Below are 20,163 nucleotides of genomic sequence, written 5' to 3'. Positions count from 1 at the left end.
CATGAGCGATGATGCAATGCAAGGTCCGTCCCGCAAGGACCCAGCCGCCCGCGGCACTTGCAGCAATGAACGCAGTACCGATGTCCGCAGTTCGCCCGCCGCATCTCGAAATTGGGCGCGGCTATCGTAGGTTCCGCAGTTGCTTTACCCGCAGTCCATCCATCTATTCATAGACTCTGGCTTCACTGAGGAAATCATCGTGACGTCTTCCGGATCGGCGCGCCCTGCCCGCCGCAACGCTGCATCGCCCGCCCACGCATCGGCCGCATCGGCCACGAAGGCAGCCAAATCGGCCAAGGCAACCCAAGCGGCGAAGGCCGCAAAAACCGTGAAAGCGGCTCAATCGGCCAAGAGCGCCAAAGCCATCAAGGCGGTGCAAGCCATCGATGCCGAAGCCGTTGCGCCGCTCGCCGAAGCGAAAACGCCGGCCAAGTCCCGGGCGAAAAATGCAGCCAACGACGCGAGCCAGGCCGGCGCGCCAGCGCCGCGCGCGCAAGGCCGCAGCCGCGAGGACAAGGATCAGCCGCTGTTCCAGGACATCCGCTACCTCGGCCGCCTGCTCGGCGACGTCGTGCGTGAGCAGGAAGGCGACACGGTGTTCGACGTCGTCGAGACGATTCGCCAAAGCGCCGTTAAATTCCGCCGCGAAGACGACAGCAGCGCCGCGCAGACGCTCGACAAGAAGCTGCGCGCGCTCACGCCCGAGCAGACGGTGAGCGTCGTGCGCGCGTTCAGCTATTTCTCGCACTTGGCGAACATCGCCGAGGACCGCCACCACAACCGCCGCCGCCGCGTCCACGCGCTCGCGGGCTCCGCGCCGCAAGCGGGCACGATCGCCTACGCGCTCGCGCGCCTGACGCAAGCGGGCGCCGCCGCCACGCCGGTGCTCGAGCAGTTCTTCCACCACGCGCTGATCATGCCGGTGCTCACCGCGCACCCGACCGAAGTGTCGCGCAAGAGCATCCTCGATGCGCAGCGCGACATCGCGCGTTTGCTCGCCGAGCGCGACCAGCCGCTCACCGCCCGCGAACGGGCACAGAACGAGGCGCTCTTGCGCGCGCGCGTCACGTCGCTCTGGCAGACGCGCATGCTGCGCGACTCGCGCCTGACCGTCGCCGATGAAATCGACAACGCGCTGTCGTACTACCGCGCGACGTTCCTGAACGAGATTCCGGCGCTCTACGCCGACATCGAAGCCGAGCTCGCCGAGCACGGCCTCGCCACGCGCCTGCCGCCCTTCTTCCAGATGGGCAGCTGGATCGGCGGCGACCGCGACGGCAATCCGAACGTGACTGCCGCGACGCTCGGAGAAGCGATCTCGCGCCAAGCCGCCGTGATTCTCGAGCACTACCTCGAAGAAGTGCACAAGCTCGGCGCGGAGCTGTCGGTGTCGAACATGCTCGCGAGCGCGAGCGACGCGCTGAAGGAGCTCGCGGCCGCGTCGCCGGACCAGTCGCCTCACCGCGTCGACGAGCCGTACCGCCGCGCGCTGATCGGCATCTACACGCGGCTCGCGGCGAGCGCGCGCGTGCGCCTCGGCGAAGGCGTCGTGCCGGTGCGCGGCGCGGGCCGCAGCGGCCCGCAGGTGCGCGCGAAGCCCTACGCCGACGCGAGCGAATTCACGCGCGACCTCAAGGTGCTGATCGATTCGCTCGCCGGGCATCACGGCGAATCGCTCGCGACCCCGCGCCTGGCTCCCCTCGCGCGCGCCTCCGAGGTGTTCGGCTTCCATCTGGCGAGCATCGACCTGCGCCAGAGCTCCGACATCCACGAAGCCGTGATCGCCGAGCTGCTCAAGAAAGCGGGCGTCGAGCCCGACTACGCGTCTCTGCCGGAAGCGGACAAGCTGCGCGTGCTCGTCGCGGAACTCTCGCAGCCGCGGCCCTTGCGCTCGCCGTACCTCGACTACTCGGATCTGGCGAAGAGCGAGCTGGGCGTGCTCGAGGCGGCCCGCGAGACGCGCCAGCGCTTCGGCGCGCGCGCCGTGCGCAACTACATCATTTCGCACACGGAAACCGTGAGCGACCTGGTCGAGGTGCTGCTGCTGCAGAAGGAAACCGGCCTGCTCGAAGGCGTGCTCGGCAGTGCGCACACGAGCGCGAGAAACGGCCTGATGGTGATCCCGCTCTTCGAAACCATCCCCGACTTGCGCAACGCGCCGCACATCATGCGCGACTATTTCGCGCTGCCCGGCGTCGACGCGATCGTCGAGCATCAAGACGGCGAGCAGGAAGTCATGCTCGGCTATTCGGACAGCAACAAGGACGGCGGCTTCCTCACGTCGAATTGGGAACTGTATCGCGCGGAGCTGGCGCTCGTCGCGCTGTTCAAGGAACGCGGCATCACGCTGCGGCTCTTCCATGGCCGCGGCGGCACGGTCGGACGCGGCGGCGGCCCGACCTATCAGGCGATCCTCTCGCAGCCGCCCGGCACCGTCGACGGCCAGATCCGCCTGACCGAGCAGGGCGAAGTGATCGCGAGCAAGTTCAGCAATCCGGAGATCGGCAGGCGCAACCTGGAGACGGTGGTCGCCGCGACGCTCGAAGCGTCGCTCTTGCCGCAAGGCAACGCGGGCAGCGTGCCGGGCGCGAACCTCGCCGCGTTCGAGGAAACGATGCAGACGCTGTCGGATGCCGCGATGGCGTCCTATCGCGCGCTCGTCTACGAGACGCCCGGCTTCACCGAGTATTTCTTCTCGTCGACGCCGATCGCCGAAATCGCCGAGCTCAACATCGGCAGCCGGCCCGCGTCGCGCAAGCTGCAAGACCCGAAGAACCGCAAGATCGAGGATCTGCGCGCGATTCCGTGGGGCTTTTCGTGGGGGCAGTGCCGGCTTCTGCTCACGGGCTGGTACGGCTTCGGCAGCGCGGTGGCCGCGCATCTGGACGGCGCGGGCAGCGACGCCGAGCGCGCGCGGCGGCTCGCGGCGCTCAAGAAGATGTACAGGAGCTGGCCGTTCTTCTCGACCTTGCTGTCGAACATGGACATGGTGCTCGCCAAGACCGATCTCGCGGTCGCCTCGCGCTACGCGCAGCTCGTCGCCGACAAGAAGCTGCGCAAGCACGTGTTCGAGCGCATCGTCGCGGAGTGGGAGCGCACGTCGAAGGTGCTCTCCGAGATCACCGGCAAGGACGAGCGGCTCGCCGACAATCCGCTGCTCGCGCGCTCGATCAAGAACCGCTTCCCGTACCTCGACCCGCTGAACCACCTGCAAGTCGAGCTGATCAAGCGTCACCGCGCGGGCGAGACCAACGTGCGGCTGCGGCGCGGGATTCATCTGACGATCAACGGGATCGCCGCCGGGCTGCGCAATACCGGCTGAGAACGCCGCACCGGGCCGGCCGCGCAGCACCTGTGCGCGGCCGGCCTCCTACCCCATCCCCGCCTCCGACCACACGTACGAATCGAAATTCGGCGGCGCGCGGTTTGCCGCCTGCTCGATCGCCCAGCGCAGCGTCTCCGCCGCGGGCGGCAGCACGTAGTGGCGCCGCGTCACGAACCCGAGCGTGACCGCCGGCATGTCGACTTGCACGGGCACCTGCGCAAGCGCGGGTTTTCCGCTGCGCCCCGTCAATACGGCAGCGCTCGTCCACACGCTGACCGCATCGGATCCCGCCGCCAAGCCCCAATAAAGCAGCATCGACGTGCACAGCGTCACCGTCTCGGGTGCGCCTAGCCCGCGCGCGCGAAAAAGCGCGCCGACGCTCTCGTCGAACTCCTCTTGGGTGCCGTTGTAGAGCCACTCGAGCCCGGCGAGCGCGGCGAGGTCGTCGCATGCAGCGAGCGGATGGCCCGCACGCACCGCGAGCACATGCTGGAACGTGAAGAGCGGCGTATGCGCGATATCGGGCTCGCGCCGCTCGCCACTGAACGTGGCGATGCCGAAGTCGAGCGAGCCGTCGCGGATCTGCTCGAGCATCCGCGAATGCCGGTATTCGAAGAAGCCGAGCCGCGTGTGCGGGCAGCGCTTGCGAAACGGTGCGATCGCGCGCTGCAGAAGCGGGGCGGCCAGCGGCGTGACGCCGATCGCAAGCTGCGCGTCGCGCCGGCCGAGATGCTCGGCGAGCGCGCTTTGCGCGAGCTCGATCTCCCGCACGACGCGCCGCGCGTGCTGCAGCAGCAACTGCCCCGCTTCGGTCAGGACCACGCCGCTCGCCGAGCGCGCGACGAGCTGCGTGCCGGCCTGCTCCTCGAGTTCACGGATCGCTTGCGAAATCGCCGGCTGCGTCACGTGCAGCAACTGAGCGGCGGCCCGCATGCTGCCGTGCTCGGCGAGCGCGGTCAGCGCCCGCAGTTGGTGGGTCTTCATCGTCTGATAAGCAGAACTTATACGGTTAAAAATTGACTTGCTTTATGAGGCGAAATTTAGCTTAGAGTTCCAGACGAGTTCAAAAACCAATCTATTAATAGGAGACCCGCATGGCGACTACTCTCGAAACCGCCCAATCCGCTGCGCTGCCTCGGCGGAAATCCCCGCGCAACGTGGTGGTCGCCGCGTCGCTCGGCAACGCGCTGGAGATGTTCGATTTCACCGTCTTCAGTTTCTTCGCAGTCCTGATCGGCAAGCAGTTCTTTCCGGTCGACAACGGCGGTATCGTCTCGCTCCTGCTGTCGCTCGCCACGTTCGGCATCGGCTTCGTGATGCGGCCGCTCGGCAGCATCTGCATCGGCAACTACGCAGACCGCCGCGGCCGCAAGCCCGCGCTCATGCTCACGATCTCGCTGATGGCGCTCGGCACCGCGCTCATCGGCTTTGCGCCGACCTACGCGCAAATCGGGCTCGCCGCTCCGGTGCTGATCGTGGCCGGCCGCTTGCTGCAGGGCTTCTCGGCCGGCGGCGAAATCGGCGCATCGACCGCGTTCCTGATGGAATCGGGCAGCCAAGATCGCCGTGGCCTGATGGTGTCGTTCCAGATGGTGAGCCAGGGCGCCGCCGCGCTGTTCGGCGCGCTCGCCGGCACGCTGTTGTCGAACCTGCTGTCGCCCGAATCGCTCGAGAGCTGGGGCTGGCGCGTGCCGTTCATCTTCGGTCTCCTGATCGCGCCCGTCGGCATGTATATCCGCCGCCATCTCGACGAAACGCACACGGAAAGCAGCGCGGCCAATGCAGGCGAAGCAAGCGCCCCGCACGGCGGCGCGTTCGGCTACGTAGTCAAGCACCATCTGCGCGAAGTCGTCCTGGGCGTCTTGATGATCGTCGGGATGACGACGGCGATGTACATCGTCGGGTTTTACATGCCGTCGTATTCGGTCAAGGTACTCGGCATGCCGAAGTCGGGTTCGTTCCTGTCCGGCTGCATCGCGGGTCTCGTGATGATCGTCGTCTCGCCGTTCTTCGGCATCCTCACCGACAGCCTGAAGAACCGCAAGAGGCTCGTCCTCGTCTCGCACGCCGGCATCTTCGCGCTGATTCTCCCGTTCTTCTGGCTCGTCAACCAATACCACTCGCTCGCGCTCATGCTGCCCGGCGTCGCGATCCTGATCGGCTTCCTGATGGTCGGCGGCGCACCCGTGTTCCTCATGACGCTCGAAGCGTTCCCGGCGCGCGCACGCGTGACCGGCATGGGCCTCATCTACGCGATCTGCGTGACGATCTTCGGTGGCTTCGCGCAGTTCATCGTCACGTGGCTGCTGCACATCACGAGCAACCCGCTCGCGCCCGCGCTGTACATGATGGCCACCAGCGCGATCAGCTTCGCCGCCACGCTCGCGTTCCCATCGCGCAAGCCGCAATAACGACTAACGACTAGACCAGGAGTGTTGTCATGCCAACGACCGACACCATCGATCGCTTCTTCGACGCCGAGCGCGAACGCTATGCGACGCTCGCCGATCGCATCTGGAATCTCGCGGAGCTGCGCTTTCAGGAAACCGAATCGGCCGCGCTGCACATCGGCCTATTGCGCCAAGCCGGCTTTCGCGTGACCGAAAACGTCGCGGGCATTCCGACCGCCTTCGTCGCCGAGGCGGGCCACGGCGGCCCGGTGATCGGCATTCTCGGCGAGTACGACGCGCTCTCCGGCATGAGCCAGGACAGCGGCGCGACCGTGTGCCGCCCGTCGCTCGAAATCGGCAACGGCAACGGGCATGGCTGCGGGCACCACCTGCTCGGCACCGCATCGCATCTCGCGGCGGTCGCGGTGAAGTCCTTGCTCGAAACCGAGGGGCTGCCCGGCACGGTGCGCTTCTACGGCTGCCCCGCGGAAGAAGGGGGCTCCGGCAAAACCTTCATGGCGCGGGAAGGCGCATTCGACGATCTCGACGCCGCGCTCTGCTGGCACCCGGACGTGATCACGGGGCTCTTCTCGCGCTCGTCGCTCGCGAACATCCAGGCGTACTTCCGCTTCAAGGGCAAGGCTTCGCACGCGGCGGCGTCGCCGCACTTGGGGCGCAGCGCGCTCGATGCGGTCGAGCTGATGAACGTCGGCTGCAACTACTTGCGCGAGCATATGCCGCCCGATGCGCGCGTCCACTACGCGATCACGAACAGCGGCGGCATTTCGCCGAACGTCGTGCAGGCGAACGCGGAGGTGCTGTACCTCGTGCGCGCGGCACGCAATCCCGATGCGGCCGCGTTGTACGAGCGCGTCTGCAACGTCGCGCGCGGCGCGGCGCTGATGACGGGCTGCGAAGTCGAGATCGTATTCGACAAGGCGTGCTCGAACCTCGTTCAGAACACGGTGCTCAACCGTGTGATGCAGAGCCACATCGAGCGGCTCGGCGCGCCGGCGTTCACCGGCGACGACCACGATACGGCAAGCGGCTATCGCGCCTCGATCACCGACCAAGACATGTCGGCCGCCGGCAAGCATCTTGGGCAAGCATTGCGCAACCCGACGCCGCTCTTCGCGGGCGTCGCGCCCTACGATCCGGCAAAGGAAGAGATTCTCTACGGCTCGACCGACGTCGGCGACGTGAGCTGGATCACGCCGACCGCCCAGTGCCTCACGGCCTGCTACGCGTTCGGCACGCCGTTCCACTCGTGGCAGATGGTGTCGCAAGGCAAGCTGACGGCCGCGCACCGCGGCATGGAGCAGGCGGCGAAGATTCTCGCGGCGACCGCGCTCGACCTCCTCCGCAACCCGTCCGTGCTCGAAGACGCGAAGGCCGAACTGCTCGCGTACCGCAACGGGCTCGACTACGTTTGCCCGATTCCGGCGGACGTCGAACTGCCGTTCAAGCGCAAGTCCAGCCAATAAATCAAGCATCAAAGGGAGACCCCAAGCATGTTTCGCACGATCATCAAGCGCGCCGCGGTGCCGGCGGTTCTCGCAGCGGCTGCGGGCGGCGCCGACGCGGTCGAGTTGTACGGCGCGGTCGACAATTTCGTCAGTTATGCGAAGGTTGGATCGCAATCCGCCTATTCGCTGCAGAGCGGCGGCACGTCTACAAGCCGGTTCGGCATGAAAGGCAGCGAAGACCTGGGCGCGGGATGGCGTGCGAACTTTCAGTTGGAGAGCGGCTTCGAGTCGAGCGACGGCACAGGAGCGAAAAACGGCATCCTGTTCAATCGCGAATCGTGGGTAGGCTTGAGCCACGCGAAATACGGCGCGCTGCAACTGGGCCGCGTCTATCCGGCTTATCTGCCGCTCTCCGCCGACCCGTTCTACGGTGTCGGCAAGCTGTCGCCGTTCGCGAGCTTCTTTCTGCTGGTCAACGACCTCGGCGACGGCGCGCGGGTCCTGCCGGGGCGGCAACCGAACTCGGTCGCCTACACGACGCCGTCGTTCGGCGGCGCGACGCTCAAACTACTCGCCGCGCCGAGCGGCGACAACAACGGCCCGCGCTGGGACGCGCTCGGCGCGGTCGGCGAATACAAGCAAGGCGGCACCCATGCGGCGCTGTCGTACAACTCGCTGTGGTGCTCGCCATCGCCCACGCCGAAGAACTGCAAGTTCACGGTGCGTACCGATGTCATCAGTGCATCGCTCGCGCAGGAATTCGGCGCGATCACGCTGCTCGGCGCCTATAACTTCACGCGGCCGAACGCCGACGACACCTACATCGCGCAAGCGGCGTCGTTCGGCTTCATCGCGAAAGTCGGCAAGGACTTCGTGCGCGGGTCGGTCGCTTACCGCACGGTCAGCGGCAAGCAGGACCAGGCGCTCGGCGCACTGATCGGCTACGACTACACCCTGTCGAAGCAAACCAATCTCTATGCGCGCGCGGGGGCGATCCGCAACCAGGGCGCGTCGAAGATTTACTATCTCGCGGCGCCCGTTCAGGACGCCGGCGTGTCGATGCCGGTCATCGCTGCACTTGGCGTGCGGCACAAGTTTTAGGCGCCAGGCGTCGCATGCGTCACGCGACGACTCTCGTTCGCCGCGTGACGCCCGCGACTCGCGGCACGGACTGCCTCGCGGCGCCCCCTTCCCTCACCGCGCCTCGATCATCAACGCATCGAGCTTGAACGAGCCATCGGGCTCGACATCGAAGTACTCGCGCACCTCGTCAGGCGCGCTCTCCCACATCGAACGAATCGCCGCGATGCGCACCTCGGGCGTCCTCATCCGCGCCACCCACGACGCGAACTCGATCGGCAGACGCCAGCGCTCGCGAATCTGCGCGGTGAAGCCCGCTCCCGCAAACAGCGCGACCCATTCGTCAGCGCGATAGTCGCGAATGTGCGACCCGTCGCGCAGCAATTCGATCGCCTGGATATGGGTGTCGAGCAACGGGTGATCGATGCCGGCGATGTCGATGAACAGCACCCGACCGCCCGGCTTCAACACGCGGCGCACCTCCGCGAGCGCGCGCGGCACGTCGTGCCAATGATGCGCACTCATGCGGCTGATCACCCAGTCGAACGACGCGTCGGCGAACGGCAGCACCTCGGCCGCGCCCTGCTCGGTGCGGATATTCGTGAGACCGCGCTCGCGCGCCGCTGCGGCGACGGTCGCCAGCATCTGCGGCGCGAGATCGTAAGCGACGACCGACTGCGCGTGCGGCGCAGCCGCGAAACTCGCATGCCCTGCCCCGCACCCGAGATCCAGCACGGCGGCTCCAGGCGTCGTACCGATCTCGGCCGCCAGCGTTTGCAGATCGGCGCCGCTCGCGTGGACGGCACTCGTCAGATAAGCGGCGGCGGTCGTTCCAAACGCGTCGGCAACCTGATCGTGATGTTTCATCGATAGCTCCTTGATGGGGACGGCTTGGGGACGGATTCGCGCGCTGTCCGCCCGGGGTCTGTCGAGCGCACCGCACAGTGCTGACCGGACGCAACGCGTGTCGCTACAATAGAGCCCGTCTTGTACCAGTACAAGTTAAGCAATTATCCTGGTACACAAGCTACTCCCCTGCGTTTGCTCGTCAGCTTCATTTGTAGAAACACCATGTCCAAGCCGTCGCATCCGAACGATCCGTCCCCGTCCACTTCGAGCGGCACGCCACTCGACGCCACGCCCGCCCGCGCGCTCGGCGACTTCATCCGCGCGCACCGCGAGCGGCTGTCGCCGATGGCGGTCGGCCTGCCGCCCGGGCCGCGCCGCCGCACGCCGGGCCTGCGGCGCGAGGAAGTCGCGCAATTGTGCGGCGTGAGCCCGACCTGGTACACCTGGATCGAGCAAGGGCGGCCGGTGTCGGCGTCGGCCGACGCGCTTGCGCGGATCGCGGTCGCGCTGCAGCTCTCGCGCGCCGAGCGCGCCTACCTGTTCGAGCTCGCCGAGGAGCGCGATCCGGCCGAGCCCGACCAGGCGGCCACCGATGCCCCCTCCGCCCTCATCGAAACAGTCCAGCTCATCCAATCGCCGGCGTACGTGCTCGACCGCCAATGGACGGCGCTCGCCTGGAACGCGCCGGCCGCCGATCTCTTCGTCGGCTGGCTGGATAACGCTCGGGACGGCCAACCGTCCGGCGCCGCAGCGCCCGAGCGCAACCTGCTGCGCTTCACGTTCACGACGTCCTCGGCGCGCGCGCTGATCGTCGACTGGGAGACACGCGCGCGCCGGCTCGCGGCGGAATTCCGCGCCGATTCGATCCGCCACCTGAACGATGCGCCCACGCGCGCCCTCATCGATGCGCTCTCCGCCGAAAGCGACGCCTTCGCGCGCTTCTGGGCGTCGCAGGACGTCGGCGAGCGCGAGGGCGGTGCGCGCGAGTTCGATCATCCGCGGCATGGGCGCGTCGTCTACGATCAGATCACGTTCAAGCCTGCGCACCGGGAAGATTTGAAGCTCGTGGTGCTGGTGCGACGCTCATAGGGTCAATTAAGATAGCCCGCGAGCCAATAAAAACCCGCCATGACCTCACTCCCCCCCGAGCCCACGCCGGACGCCCTTGCCGCCCTCCTTGCGCGCGTCGCCGGCGAGGACGCCGCGGCGCTGCGCTCCCTCTACGATCTGACCTCATCGAAACTGTTCGGCGTCGCGCTCCGTATATTGGTGAAGCGCGAATGGGCCGAAGAGGCGCTGCAGGACGCGTTCGTCAGCATCTGGCGCTACGCGGGCGACTACCGCGAGAGCCTCGCCGCGCCGATGACCTGGATGGCGGCGATCGTCCGCAACCGCGCGCTCGACGTCCTGCGCCGGCAAAAGACGAGCGCTGCCGGGCAAACCGAATGGAGCGAAAGTTTGGATGAAGTCTTGGCAGGACCCGACCCCGATCCCGCCGACACCGCGCTGCTGAGCCAGGAGGCCCGGCGGCTCGCGATCTGCATGGCGCGGCTCGACGCGAACCAGCGCCAGGCGGTCGCGCTCGCTTACCTGCGCGACCAGAGCCACAGCGAGATCGCCAACGTCTTGAAGGTGCCGCTCGGCACGGTCAAGTCGTGGGTGAGGCGCGGGCTCGAAAAGCTCAAAACCTGCATGGGAGGCTTGTGATGGATTGGCATCGGCGCCCCGAACTCGTCGACCGGCTCGCGGCCGAATATGCGCTGGGCGTGCTGCGTGGGGCGGCGCGACGCCGTTTCGAGCAGATTGCGCGACGCGATGCGACCGTGCGCGTCGCGGTCGAGGAGTGGCATGCACGCGTGCGCGCGATGGCTGAATTGGGGCCGCGCGTCGCGCCGCCGCCGTCGGTGTGGGAAGGGATCGAGCGGCGGCTCGAATTGAGCGCCGCGCGGCGTGCGGCGTTCGCCGCTGGGCGTACTCCGGAGTTCGCCGGCACGGAAACGCCGGAAGCCGCGGCCTCCGCGTCGACGCCCGCGCGGGCCGCCGTGCCGCAACCGCAGCCGGCTACGCGCAAGCCGAGCCGCTCGCGCTGGTTCGAAAGCCTGTCGTTCTGGCGCGGCTGGTCGGTTGCCGCGACGGCCGTCGCCGTGCTGGCGCTCGCCGTCGCGCTGCGGCCGCTCGTGCCGCAAGCGCCGTCGCCCGCGACGCAGGTCGCCGAACAACAGAACGGCCAGGGCATCGAGCGCGTCGCCTACATGGCCGCGCTCAGCGATACGCAGACGAACAAGACGATGATGGTCGTCATGTGGGACCAGAAGAGCGCGATGATGACCGTCCACCGGATGGGCGGCGACACGGGCCCGTCCGGCGATTCAGGCAAGTCCGAGCAGCTGTGGGGAATGCCGGAGAACGGCCATCCGGTGTCGCTCGGTTTGCTTCCCGCGGGCGGAACGATCCGCATGAAGGTGAGCGGAATGGGCGCCTACCTGAAGCTCGCGGTATCGATGGAGCCCCAAGGCGGCTCGCCCGACCCGAACGGCCCGACCGGGCCGGTGGTGTGCCTGGGCAAGCTGATGGCGACGACATGACACGGCCCTCGCGCTGCCGCACAAGATAGCGCGCGCCTTATATCGTTCGGCCGAGCCCGGGCGCCCCGTGCCGCGATGATAGAATCGTCTCCTCTCCCGGCACGCGCCACGCGTGCTTTCAACGCCGTCGCAGCACGGCACTACGTTCACTGCCATCACCATGACGTCCCAACTGCACAAAAAAGGCGAAGCCTGGTCGGCTCGCTTCTCGGAGCCGATGTCGGAGCTTGTCAAACGCTACACGTCGTCGGTTTTCTTCGACAAGCGCCTCGCGCTCGTCGATATCGAAGGCTCGCTCGCGCACGCGTCGATGCTCGCGGCGCAGAAGATCATCGGCGAGGACGATCTCGCCGCGATCCAGCGCGGCATGGCGCAGATCAAGGGCGAGATCGAGCGCGGCGAATTCGAATGGCAGCTCGATCTCGAGGACGTCCACCTGAACATCGAGGCGCGCCTGACCGCGCTGATCGGCGATGCGGGCAAGCGCCTGCATACGGGCCGCTCGCGCAACGACCAGGTCGCGACCGATATTCGCCTGTGGCTGCGCGGCGAAATCGACCGCATCGGCGGCTTGCTGAAGGACTTGCGCGGCGCGCTCATCGATCTCGCGGAACAGAACGCCGAGACGATCCTGCCGGGCTTCACGCACTTGCAGGTCGCGCAGCCGGTCACGTTCGGCCACCATCTGCTCGCCTACGTCGAAATGTTCACGCGCGACGCCGAGCGCATGCGCGATTGCCGCACGCGCGTGAACCGCCTGCCGCTCGGCGCGGCGGCGCTCGCGGGCACGAGCTACCCGATCGACCGGCACGCGGTCGCGAAGACGCTGGGCTTCGACGGCATCTGCGCGAACTCGCTCGACGCCGTCTCCGACCGCGACTTCGCGATCGAATTCACGGCTGCGGCGGCGCTCGTGATGACGCACGTTTCGCGCTTCTCGGAAGAGCTCGTGCTGTGGATGAGCCCGCGGGTCGGTTTCATCGATCTCGCCGACCGCTTCTGCACCGGCTCGTCGATCATGCCGCAGAAGAAGAACCCGGACGTGCCCGAACTCGCGCGCGGCAAGACGGGCCGCGTGAACGGCCATCTGATGGCGTTGCTCACGCTGATGAAGGGGCAACCGCTCGCGTACAACAAAGACAATCAGGAAGACAAAGAGCCGTTGTTCGACACCGTCGATACGGTCGCGGACACGCTGCGCATCTTCGCCGAGATGGTCGCCGGCATCACGGTGAAGCCGCAGGCGATGCGAGCAGCGGCGCTGCAAGGCTTTTCGACGGCCACCGACCTCGCCGACTATCTCGTCAAGCGCGGCCTGCCGTTCCGCGACGCGCACGAAGCGGTGGCGCACGCGGTGCGGATCTGCGTCGACCGGCAATGCGATCTCGCCGATCTCACGCTCGATGAGATGCGCAAGGAGTTGCCCAACGTCGCGCATCTGATCGGCGACGACGTATTCGAGTATCTGACACTCGAAGGCTCCGTGGCGAGCCGCAACCATCCGGGCGGCACGGCGCCCGAACAGGTGCGCGCGGCGGTGAAGGCGGCTCGGGCGGCGCTGGGGTAAGCCCGCCGCCTCCTACTGCGCTGTCGATGAAAGCGGCGGACTTGGCGTCCGCCGCCCTTACTTAGCCGAAGCCCGCTTTTTCGCCGCCTCCTCCCCGCTTCGGCCACTCACCCACGCCTTTCGAATCGAGCCACTGGTTACGTGGATGGCTTTGTATTTGCCAAAACGTATCCATGTGGATACAATACGAGGACGCCGCCAAGTGATCACCTTCAACAAAACCGACGAATTCGACGCGTGGCTGATCAGTCTTCGCGACCTGACCGCCCGTGCAAAGATCTTGTTGAGAATCCGGCGGGCGGAACTTGGCAACTTCGGTGATTTCAAGGCGCTCGAGGATGGCGTGTGCGAAATGCGTGTCGATGTCGGTCCGGGCTACCGCGTCTATTTCGCGCGCGAAGGGCGCATCGTCTATCTCTTGCTGTGCGGCGGCGACAAGTCGACACAGAAGGCAGACATCAAACGAGCTAAGGCGTTGTGGGCCAAGATTAGAGAGGAGCAGTCATGAGCAAGGTCAACGTCTCGCGCTTCGACGCGGCGGAATACCTCGATAGTGAAGCAGCGATCGCGGCATATCTGAACGCCGCACTGGAAGAAAACGACCCCGACCTGCTTCTCGCCGCAATCGCCGATGTCGCCAAAGCACGCGGCATCTCGAAAGTGGCAGCGGATGCAGGTCTCGGCCGCGAAAGCCTCTACAAAACCCTCGCGCCAGGATCGAAGCCGCGGCTGGATACGGTCTTCAAGCTGCTGCAAGCGCTTGGCATCCGACTCAATGCCGTGCCGGGGAGCGCCGCGCATTCCTCGCATTCCTAATTGGCAACGCGCAAGCAAAGAGAGGCCACTCATCTCCGGCGCTCAAACGCTCAATCGTTCCCCACCGTCTCCGAGAACCGCTTGATCGTCGCAATCCGAGCGCCGATCAAGTCTGTTCGATCCGAAGCGCTGATGAGCGGCGAAGTCGCGTCGCGAAACGCGATCCACGCACGTTCCGCGCGCACCAGCGCGGGCCGCGAGCGAACCGGCAACCGCTCGCGCAATTTCCGGTAGTACCGATTCAAGTCGTAGTTCGCGTGCACGCACGCGGCATCGTCGGCGCACCGCGTCGCGCGCGGTGCGGCAGGCGGCGCATCGCCCGCCTGCAACGCCCGCGCGGCCTGCGCGTATTGAGCGGCCGTCTGGCGCAACGCGAGCGCGCGGTCGCGCACCGGCTGCAAGCGCAGGTTCGCGGCGGACATCGCGTACGCCGTGCCGCTCGTAGTCGCGAATACCGCGCGCAGCAGATACGCTTCCTCCTTGCGCCACGCGACCCAGCGCTTCTGGCTTTCCTGCCAGCCTCGCCGCAGCTTGTCGGTCGGCGCATTCACGAGCACCGACTGGTAAGCGGTATCGATCGCTTGTTGCCATGCATCGTTCGCCGCCTCGATGCACTGCACCTGCCCCGCCGTCGACGACCGATCGGCGCGCGCCGCGCACTGCCGCATGGCCGTATCGATCGGGTCGGCAGCGGCGACCTCGGCGTGCACCGTCCCCGCCGACATCAACCCCACGAGGCCGGCGGCGGCGAACAGCACGCCGGCCAAGCCACGTTTGAAGCGCGGCGACATCATCAATCGCGCACGCAATCCACGAAGTACTCGAGGCGGCCGTTGGCCGTCTCGGCGACGAGTCCGTGGATATCCGTGTAGAAACCCGGGAAGCGCTCGTTGAAATCGCGCGCGAACTTCAGGTAGTTGACGATCGTCTTGTTGAAGCGCTCGCCGGGAATCAGAAGCGGAATGCCCGGCGGATACGGCGTGAGCAGCACGCTCGTCACGCGGCCTTCGAGCTCGTCGATGGCCACGCGATCGATCTCGCGATGCGCGAGCTTCGCGAACGCGTCGGACGGCTTCATCGCCGGCTCCATGTTCGACAGATACATCTCCGTCGTGAGCCGCGCGATGTCGTTGGCGCGGTAGACGCTATGGATCTGCTGGCAAAGGTCGGCAAGGCCGACGCGCTCGTACTGCGGATGCTGCGCGACGAACTTCGGCAGCACGCGCCACAGCGGCTGGTTGTTGTCGTAATCGTCCTTGAACTGCTGCAGCTCGGTCACCATCGAGTTCCAGCGGCCTTTGGTGATGCCGATCGTGAACATGATGAAGAACGAGTAGAGCCCGGTCTTCTCGACGATGATGCCGTGCTCGGCCAGGTACTTCGTGACGATCGCAGCCGGAATGCCGGTCTCGCCGAAGTCGCCCGCGAGGTCGAGCCCCGGCGTGACGATCGTCGCCTTGATCGGGTCGAGCATGTTGAAGCCGGGGGCGAGGTGGCCGAAGCCGTGCCAGTTGTCTTCGGCGCGCAAGACCCAGTCTTCGCGCGAGCCGATGCCTTCGTCGACGAGGTTTTCCGGACCCCAGACCTTGAAGAACCAGTCGTCGCCGTATTCCGCGTCGACCTTGCGCATCGCGCGGCGGAAATCGAGCGCCTCGGCAATCGATTCCTCGACGAGCGCCGTCCCGCCCGGCGGCTCCATCATCGCGGCGGCCACGTCGCACGACGCGATGATCGCGTACTGCGGGCTCGTCGACGTATGCATCAGGTACGCCTCGTTGAAGCGGTCCTTGTCGAACACGCGGTGCTCCGAATCCTGCACGACGATCTGCGACGCCTGCGAGATGCCCGCCAGCAGCTTATGCGTGGAGTGCGTCGCGAACACGAGCGCGCCGGTGCGCGGACGGCCCGCGCCGATCGCGTGCATGTCCTGGTAGAACTCGTGGAATTCGGCGTGCGGTAGCCACGCTTCGTCAAAGTGCAGCGTGTCGAGCAGATCGCCGAGCAGGTCTTTGATCATCTCGACGTTGTAGATCACGCCGTCGTACGTGCTCTGCGTGATCGTCAGGATGCGCGGCTTCGCGTTCGGGTTCTTCGCGAGCGCCTCGCGCGCGAACGGGTTCGCCTCGATCTTCTTGCGGATGTTCTCCGGCTTGAATTCGTCGCGCGGGATCGGCCCGATGATGCCGAAGTTGTTGCGCGTCGGCGTGAGGAACACCGGAATCGAGCCCGTCATCATGATGGCGTGCAGGATCGACTTGTGGCAGTTGCGGTCGACGAGCACGATGTCGCCCGGCGCCACGGTTGCGTGCCAGACGATCTTGTTCGACGTCGACGTGCCGTTGGTCACGAAGAACAGGTGATCGGCGCTGAAGATGCGCGCCGCGTTGCGCTCGGACGCCGCGACCGGCCCGATGTGGTCGAGCAGCTGGCCGAGTTCGTCGACGGCGTTGCAGACGTCGGCGCGCAGCATGTTCTCGCCGAAGAACTGATGGAACATCTGGCCGAGCGGGCTCTTCAAGAATGCGACGCCGCCCGAGTGCCCCGGGCAGTGCCACGAGTACGAGCCTTCGTCCGCGTACTTGACGAGCTCCTTGAAGAACGGCGGCGAGAGCGAATCGAGGTACACGCGCGCCTCGCGGATGATGTGGCGCGCGACGAACTCCGGCGTGTCCTCGAACATGTGGATGAAGCCGTGCAGCTCGCGCAGGATGTCGTTCGGCAGATGGCGCGAGGTGCGCGTCTCGCCATACAGGAAGATCGGGATGTCGGCGTTGCGGCGGCGCACCTCGGTCACGAAGGCGCGCAGGTCGATGATCGCGGTCGCGAGTTCGGGCAGCTCACCATCGGCGCCGACTTCGCCGAGCATCAGCTCGTCGTCGTCGAGCGAAAGGATGAAGCACGACGCCCGGCTCGACTGCTGCGCAAACGAAGTCAGGTCGCCGTAGCTCGTGAGACCGACCACTTCCACGCCTTCCTTCTCGATCGCTTCCGCCAGCGCCCGGATGCCGGAACCCGAGATGTTCTCGGAGCGAAAGTCTTCGTCGATGATGACGACAGGAAAACGAAACTTCATGGGGCGAATCTCCAAAAACAAGGACCGCTGGCCTGGGGTGCTCTACCCTTTGCGCAGCGGTCACCCGATTACCGGTGAGTGAAACGGTGGGCCCGTTACGTTTTGGGCAGCGTGACGCCGTGCTGCCCCTGGTATTTACCGCCGCGATCCGCGTACGACACCTCGCACACTTCATCGCTTTCGAAGAAGAGCACCTGCGCGACGCCCTCGTTCGCGTAGATTTTCGCAGGCAAAGGTGTCGTATTCGAGAATTCGAGCGTGACGTAACCCTCCCACTCGGGTTCGAACGGCGTGACGTTCACGATGATCCCGCAGCGCGCGTAAGTCGACTTGCCGAGGCACACGGTGAGCACGTTGCGCGGAATGCGGAAGTATTCGACCGTGCGCGCGAGCGCGAACGAGTTCGGCGGAATGATGCAGACGTCGCCCTTGAAGTCGACAAACGACTTCTCGTCAAAATTCTTCGGATCGACGATCGTCGAGTTGATGTTCGTGAAGATCTTGAATTCGTCGGCGCAGCGAATGTCGTAGCCGTAGCTCGACGTGCCGTAGCTGACGATCTTGCGGCCGTCCTCGGATGCGCGGACCTGATCGCGCACGAACGGCTCGATCATCTTGTGCTGTTCGGCCATGCGCCGAATCCATTTGTCAGATTTGATGGCCATAAACGGACCTGGAGAACGCTGCGTGACGAGAAAAGGTTCGAACGGCGGCGGGCGTGGCGAAAATTGCGCCAGCGGCCGGCTGGACGACGAAAGGCCGCTATTTTACGCGATCGCGAAGGTGCTGCCGTGAAAGCGCATCGTGGCGCATGCCGAGGCCATCCGTCTCGGCAGCCACGGGAAGCCGCGAGCCTCTAATGACACCGGGCTCATTGACGGATCAACCCGCACGCGAGCGCGGGACCGGCGCTGCGCGAAGAGAAGTACGGATCGCTGGGATCGCGAAGGATCAAGACGGAACGCGAAAGGATCGAGCGCACGCCGTCGAGCGAGACGTCCGGCGCCACGATGAAGCCCGTCGCCCCGCCGTTCTCGTCCGCGTGGATGTTGCCGAGGTCGCCCTCCACGCGCGCGCCCGGCTTCAGCTCGTCCGCGGCGGGCGCAAAGATCCGGCCGGCACTCGAACCGTCAGCCGCATTGCAGTCGCCGCGTTCGTGGATTTGCAGCGCGTGGTCGCTGTTCGCCGGCAGGCCGGACAGGTTGTAGGTCACCTGGACGCCGTCCGAGCGCTCGCTGAACGTGACCGTGCCGCGCGCCGCGCTGCCCATGGTCGGCACCAGCTGCGCGTCGGCGCGTTTCTCGTGGGGGCCAAAAAAGCCGGCGCAGCCGGCGAGCGATAGGCCGAGCAGGCTGGCGGCAGCCACGACGATGAAGCGGCGCACCGCCTGCCCGTCGATTCGTTGTTTCATGCGATCCTCTGTCGATCAGAGTTAGCGCTTTAGCTGTCGACCTAAGTTAGCGCTTTAGCGCTTACTTGGGTCCCATGCAAAGCGCTTACTCCGATCCCATGCAAAGCAGTCCGGCGGCGGCCGCCCCTGCGACCGCCATGCCAGACCATGCGAAGCCGACATGATACCGCGAGCCGCCGTGCGAAAAACACGGCGAATCCGCTCCCGAAAAGAGTCGATCAGGTGTTTTGAACCACGATGGTGGGAAATTTCGACGTCATGTCGCGCGCGCGCTCGGCGATGTGGATCGCCACCTTGCGTGCGATGGAGCGGTAGATCTCGGCGATGCGCCCGCTCGGGTCCGAAACGACCGTAGGATGCCCGCCGTCCGCCTGCTCGCGAATCGCGATATCGAGCGGCAGGCTGCCGAGCACCTCGACGCCGTATTCCTTCGCCATCCGCTCGCCGCCGCCCGCGCCGAAGATGGGTTCTTCGTGGCCGCAGTTCGAGCAGATATGCATACTCATGTTCTCGACGATGCCCAGAATCGGAATGCCGACTTTCTCGAACATCTTGAGACCCTTCTTCGCATCGAGCAGCGCGATGTCCTGCGGGGTCGTGACGATCACCGCGCCCGTCACCGGCACGCGCTGCGAGAGCGTCAACTGGATGTCGCCGGTGCCCGGCGGCATGTCGACGATCAGGTAGTCGAGATCCGTCCAGTTGGTCTGCCGCAGCAGCTGCTCGAGCGCGGAGGTCGCCATCGGACCGCGCCAGACCATCGGGTTGTCCTGCTCGATCAAAAAGCCGATCGAATTCGCCTGCACGCCGTGGCCGGTGAGCGGATTCATCGACTGACCGTCCGGCGACTCCGGGCGCCCCGTGATCCCGAGCATCATCGGCAGCGAGGGCCCGTAGATGTCGGCATCGAGAATCCCGACTCGCGCGCCCTCGCCGGCGAGCGCGAGCGCCAGATTGACGGCCGTCGTGCTCTTGCCGACACCGCCCTTGCCCGATGCGACCGCGACGATGTTCTTCACGCTCGGCAGCAATTTCACGCCACGCTGCACCGTGTGAGCGACGATCGATTGCGACACGCCCACACGCGCGTGCTCGACGCCCGGCACCTGCTTCAGCGCGTCCTCCACGAGCGTGCGCACGGCGGCGTATTGGCTCACCGCCGGATAGCCGAGCACGATGTCGGCGCCGACCGTCGCGCCGTCGATCGTCACGTTCCTGACGCCTTTGTCCGTCGCGAACGGACGGCCCGTGTTGGGGTCAATGACGGCTGCCAGGGCGGCGTCGACCAATGCCCGATCAATGCTCATCGAAACTCCGAGGGGATTTGTCTGCGGCTGACCGCGATCGGCCTGACGAGTCCGAAACGCTTGCCTGCAAAGTTGAGAAATTGAAAGATTCTGTTGCTTGCCATTGCCAAAAATCAACTTGCCGGGCACCCTTCGCCGGCTGCAAGCTATAGGGCTGCATCGCTGCCGCGCCATGCATCATTGTAGTGGCTCGCGCACGGCGTCGCCGGAAGACCCTTTTTCATCCGGGTGCTTGTCGCATTCGAAAATGCGCCCGGCATGGGCCAGCCAGGACGGTCTACTCGCTCGTCCAAC

General features: G+C 66.0%; 17 protein-coding genes. 10 read left to right on the top strand and 7 right to left on the bottom strand.

All coding sequences use genetic code 11. From position 1 onward, the window contains the following. The first annotated feature begins 199 nt into the window (after nt 1-199). Nucleotides 200-3,322 carry a phosphoenolpyruvate carboxylase gene (gene ppc / locus FAZ95_RS05045; protein WP_137331448.1) on the top strand — a complete coding sequence of 1,041 codons (3,123 nt, stop codon included), beginning with the start codon at nt 200-202 and terminating at the stop codon, nt 3,320-3,322. A gap of 48 nt (nt 3,323-3,370) precedes the next feature. On the opposite strand, the gene FAZ95_RS05040 is transcribed toward ppc, so the two are convergent. Beyond that, entirely contained in the window at nt 3,371-4,309 is a 939-nt protein-coding gene (locus FAZ95_RS05040; RefSeq protein ID WP_137331447.1) for a LysR family transcriptional regulator, read from the bottom strand. Between the two features lie 110 nt (nt 4,310-4,419). On the opposite strand from FAZ95_RS05040, the gene FAZ95_RS05035 reads away from it, so the two are divergent. From FAZ95_RS05035 to FAZ95_RS05025, 3 genes are read left to right on the top strand one after another with little or no spacing between them, the layout of a single operon-like run. Further along, nucleotides 4,420-5,736, top strand: a complete 1,317-nt coding sequence (locus FAZ95_RS05035) for an MFS transporter (RefSeq protein ID WP_137331446.1) — start codon at nt 4,420-4,422, stop codon at nt 5,734-5,736. Between the two features lie 29 nt (nt 5,737-5,765). Beyond that, complete coding sequence (locus FAZ95_RS05030; RefSeq protein ID WP_137331445.1) at nt 5,766-7,199, top strand: M20 family metallopeptidase; 1,434 nt, start codon at nt 5,766-5,768, stop codon at nt 7,197-7,199. A 27-nt stretch (nt 7,200-7,226) separates the two neighbouring features. After that, entirely contained in the window at nt 7,227-8,282 is a 1,056-nt protein-coding gene (locus tag FAZ95_RS05025) for a porin (protein ID WP_137331444.1), read from the top strand. Between the two features lie 93 nt (nt 8,283-8,375). Here the strand turns inward: FAZ95_RS05025 and FAZ95_RS05020 are convergent, their stop codons facing one another. Continuing rightward, nucleotides 8,376-9,128, bottom strand: a complete 753-nt coding sequence (locus FAZ95_RS05020) for a class I SAM-dependent methyltransferase (RefSeq protein WP_137331443.1) — start codon at nt 9,126-9,128, stop codon at nt 8,376-8,378. Between the two features lie 204 nt (nt 9,129-9,332). Here FAZ95_RS05020 and FAZ95_RS05015 point away from each other — a divergent pair, with 204 nt between their 5' ends. From FAZ95_RS05015 to FAZ95_RS04990, 6 genes are all read left to right on the top strand, one after another. Beyond that, on the top strand, nt 9,333-10,199 hold the full coding sequence (locus FAZ95_RS05015) for a helix-turn-helix transcriptional regulator (protein WP_137331442.1): 867 nt from the start codon (nt 9,333-9,335) through the stop codon (nt 10,197-10,199). Nucleotides 10,200-10,238: 39 nt separating this feature from the next. Then, a complete protein-coding gene (locus tag FAZ95_RS05010; RefSeq protein ID WP_137331441.1) occupies nt 10,239-10,817 on the top strand; it encodes a sigma-70 family RNA polymerase sigma factor in 579 nt (192 codons plus the stop codon). Next, nucleotides 10,817-11,695: an anti-sigma factor gene (locus FAZ95_RS05005; RefSeq protein ID WP_137331440.1), complete on the top strand. Its 879-nt coding sequence runs from the start codon at nt 10,817-10,819 to the stop codon at nt 11,693-11,695. Before FAZ95_RS05010 ends, FAZ95_RS05005 begins: the two co-directional genes overlap by 1 nt. A 160-nt stretch (nt 11,696-11,855) precedes the next feature. After that, nucleotides 11,856-13,262 carry an argininosuccinate lyase gene (gene argH, locus FAZ95_RS05000; RefSeq protein ID WP_137331439.1) on the top strand — a complete coding sequence of 469 codons (1,407 nt, stop codon included), beginning with the start codon at nt 11,856-11,858 and terminating at the stop codon, nt 13,260-13,262. 202 nt (nt 13,263-13,464) lie between these two features. Further along, nucleotides 13,465-13,770, top strand: a complete 306-nt coding sequence (locus FAZ95_RS04995) for a type II toxin-antitoxin system RelE/ParE family toxin (RefSeq protein ID WP_175425522.1) — start codon at nt 13,465-13,467, stop codon at nt 13,768-13,770. Continuing rightward, on the top strand, nt 13,767-14,078 hold the full coding sequence (locus FAZ95_RS04990) for an addiction module antidote protein (protein ID WP_137331437.1): 312 nt from the start codon (nt 13,767-13,769) through the stop codon (nt 14,076-14,078). Before FAZ95_RS04995 ends, FAZ95_RS04990 begins: the two co-directional genes overlap by 4 nt. A gap of 50 nt (nt 14,079-14,128) precedes the next feature. On the opposite strand, the gene FAZ95_RS04985 is transcribed toward FAZ95_RS04990, so the two are convergent. The 5 genes from FAZ95_RS04985 to apbC all read right to left on the bottom strand — a co-directional run bounded on the left by FAZ95_RS04985 (nt 14,129) and on the right by apbC (nt 19,869). Next, nucleotides 14,129-14,869, bottom strand: coding sequence for a lysozyme inhibitor LprI family protein (locus tag FAZ95_RS04985; protein WP_137334429.1), 741 nt, complete (start codon nt 14,867-14,869; stop codon nt 14,129-14,131). A gap of 2 nt (nt 14,870-14,871) precedes the next feature. After that, on the bottom strand, nt 14,872-17,151 hold the full coding sequence (locus FAZ95_RS04980) for an arginine/lysine/ornithine decarboxylase (protein ID WP_137331436.1): 2,280 nt from the start codon (nt 17,149-17,151) through the stop codon (nt 14,872-14,874). Between the two features lie 95 nt (nt 17,152-17,246). Next, the gene (gene dcd, locus FAZ95_RS04975) at nt 17,247-17,816 is read right to left on the bottom strand and encodes a dCTP deaminase (protein WP_137331435.1); all 570 of its coding nucleotides are present in this window, start codon (nt 17,814-17,816) and stop codon (nt 17,247-17,249) included. 206 nt (nt 17,817-18,022) lie between these two features. Next, the gene (locus FAZ95_RS04970) at nt 18,023-18,562 is read right to left on the bottom strand and encodes a superoxide dismutase family protein (RefSeq protein WP_137331434.1); all 540 of its coding nucleotides are present in this window, start codon (nt 18,560-18,562) and stop codon (nt 18,023-18,025) included. 218 nt (nt 18,563-18,780) lie between these two features. Continuing rightward, complete coding sequence (apbC, locus tag FAZ95_RS04965) at nt 18,781-19,869, bottom strand: iron-sulfur cluster carrier protein ApbC (protein ID WP_137331433.1); 1,089 nt, start codon at nt 19,867-19,869, stop codon at nt 18,781-18,783. Nucleotides 19,870-20,163: the final 294 nt, after the last annotated feature.

The organism is Trinickia violacea (assembly GCF_005280735.1).
Classification (GTDB): domain Bacteria; phylum Pseudomonadota; class Gammaproteobacteria; order Burkholderiales; family Burkholderiaceae; genus Trinickia_A; species Trinickia_A violacea.
The sequence above is the reverse complement of the archived record's forward strand: the minus strand, read 5'-3'. Positions and strand labels throughout refer to the sequence as shown.

Excerpts from the sequence above, each read along its gene's own strand:
- FAZ95_RS05040 (WP_137331447.1), bottom strand. The coding sequence starts at position 4,309 with ATGAAGACCCACCAACTGCGGGCGCTGACCGCGCTCGCCGAGCACGGC.
- FAZ95_RS05035 (WP_137331446.1), top strand. The coding sequence starts at position 4,420 with ATGGCGACTACTCTCGAAACCGCCCAATCCGCTGCGCTGCCTCGGCGG.
- FAZ95_RS05030 (WP_137331445.1), top strand. The coding sequence starts at position 5,766 with ATGCCAACGACCGACACCATCGATCGCTTCTTCGACGCCGAGCGCGAA.
- FAZ95_RS05025 (WP_137331444.1), top strand. The coding sequence starts at position 7,227 with ATGTTTCGCACGATCATCAAGCGCGCCGCGGTGCCGGCGGTTCTCGCA.
- FAZ95_RS05020 (WP_137331443.1), bottom strand. The coding sequence starts at position 9,128 with ATGAAACATCACGATCAGGTTGCCGACGCGTTTGGAACGACCGCCGCC.
- FAZ95_RS05015 (WP_137331442.1), top strand. The coding sequence starts at position 9,333 with ATGTCCAAGCCGTCGCATCCGAACGATCCGTCCCCGTCCACTTCGAGC.
- FAZ95_RS05010 (WP_137331441.1), top strand. The coding sequence starts at position 10,239 with ATGACCTCACTCCCCCCCGAGCCCACGCCGGACGCCCTTGCCGCCCTC.
- FAZ95_RS05005 (WP_137331440.1), top strand. The coding sequence starts at position 10,817 with ATGGATTGGCATCGGCGCCCCGAACTCGTCGACCGGCTCGCGGCCGAA.
- argH (WP_137331439.1), top strand. The coding sequence starts at position 11,856 with ATGACGTCCCAACTGCACAAAAAAGGCGAAGCCTGGTCGGCTCGCTTC.
- FAZ95_RS04990 (WP_137331437.1), top strand. The coding sequence starts at position 13,767 with ATGAGCAAGGTCAACGTCTCGCGCTTCGACGCGGCGGAATACCTCGAT.
- FAZ95_RS04985 (WP_137334429.1), bottom strand. The coding sequence starts at position 14,869 with ATGTCGCCGCGCTTCAAACGTGGCTTGGCCGGCGTGCTGTTCGCCGCC.
- FAZ95_RS04980 (WP_137331436.1), bottom strand. The coding sequence starts at position 17,151 with ATGAAGTTTCGTTTTCCTGTCGTCATCATCGACGAAGACTTTCGCTCC.
- dcd (WP_137331435.1), bottom strand. The coding sequence starts at position 17,816 with ATGGCCATCAAATCTGACAAATGGATTCGGCGCATGGCCGAACAGCAC.
- FAZ95_RS04970 (WP_137331434.1), bottom strand. The coding sequence starts at position 18,562 with ATGAAACAACGAATCGACGGGCAGGCGGTGCGCCGCTTCATCGTCGTG.
- apbC (WP_137331433.1), bottom strand. The coding sequence starts at position 19,869 with ATGAGCATTGATCGGGCATTGGTCGACGCCGCCCTGGCAGCCGTCATT.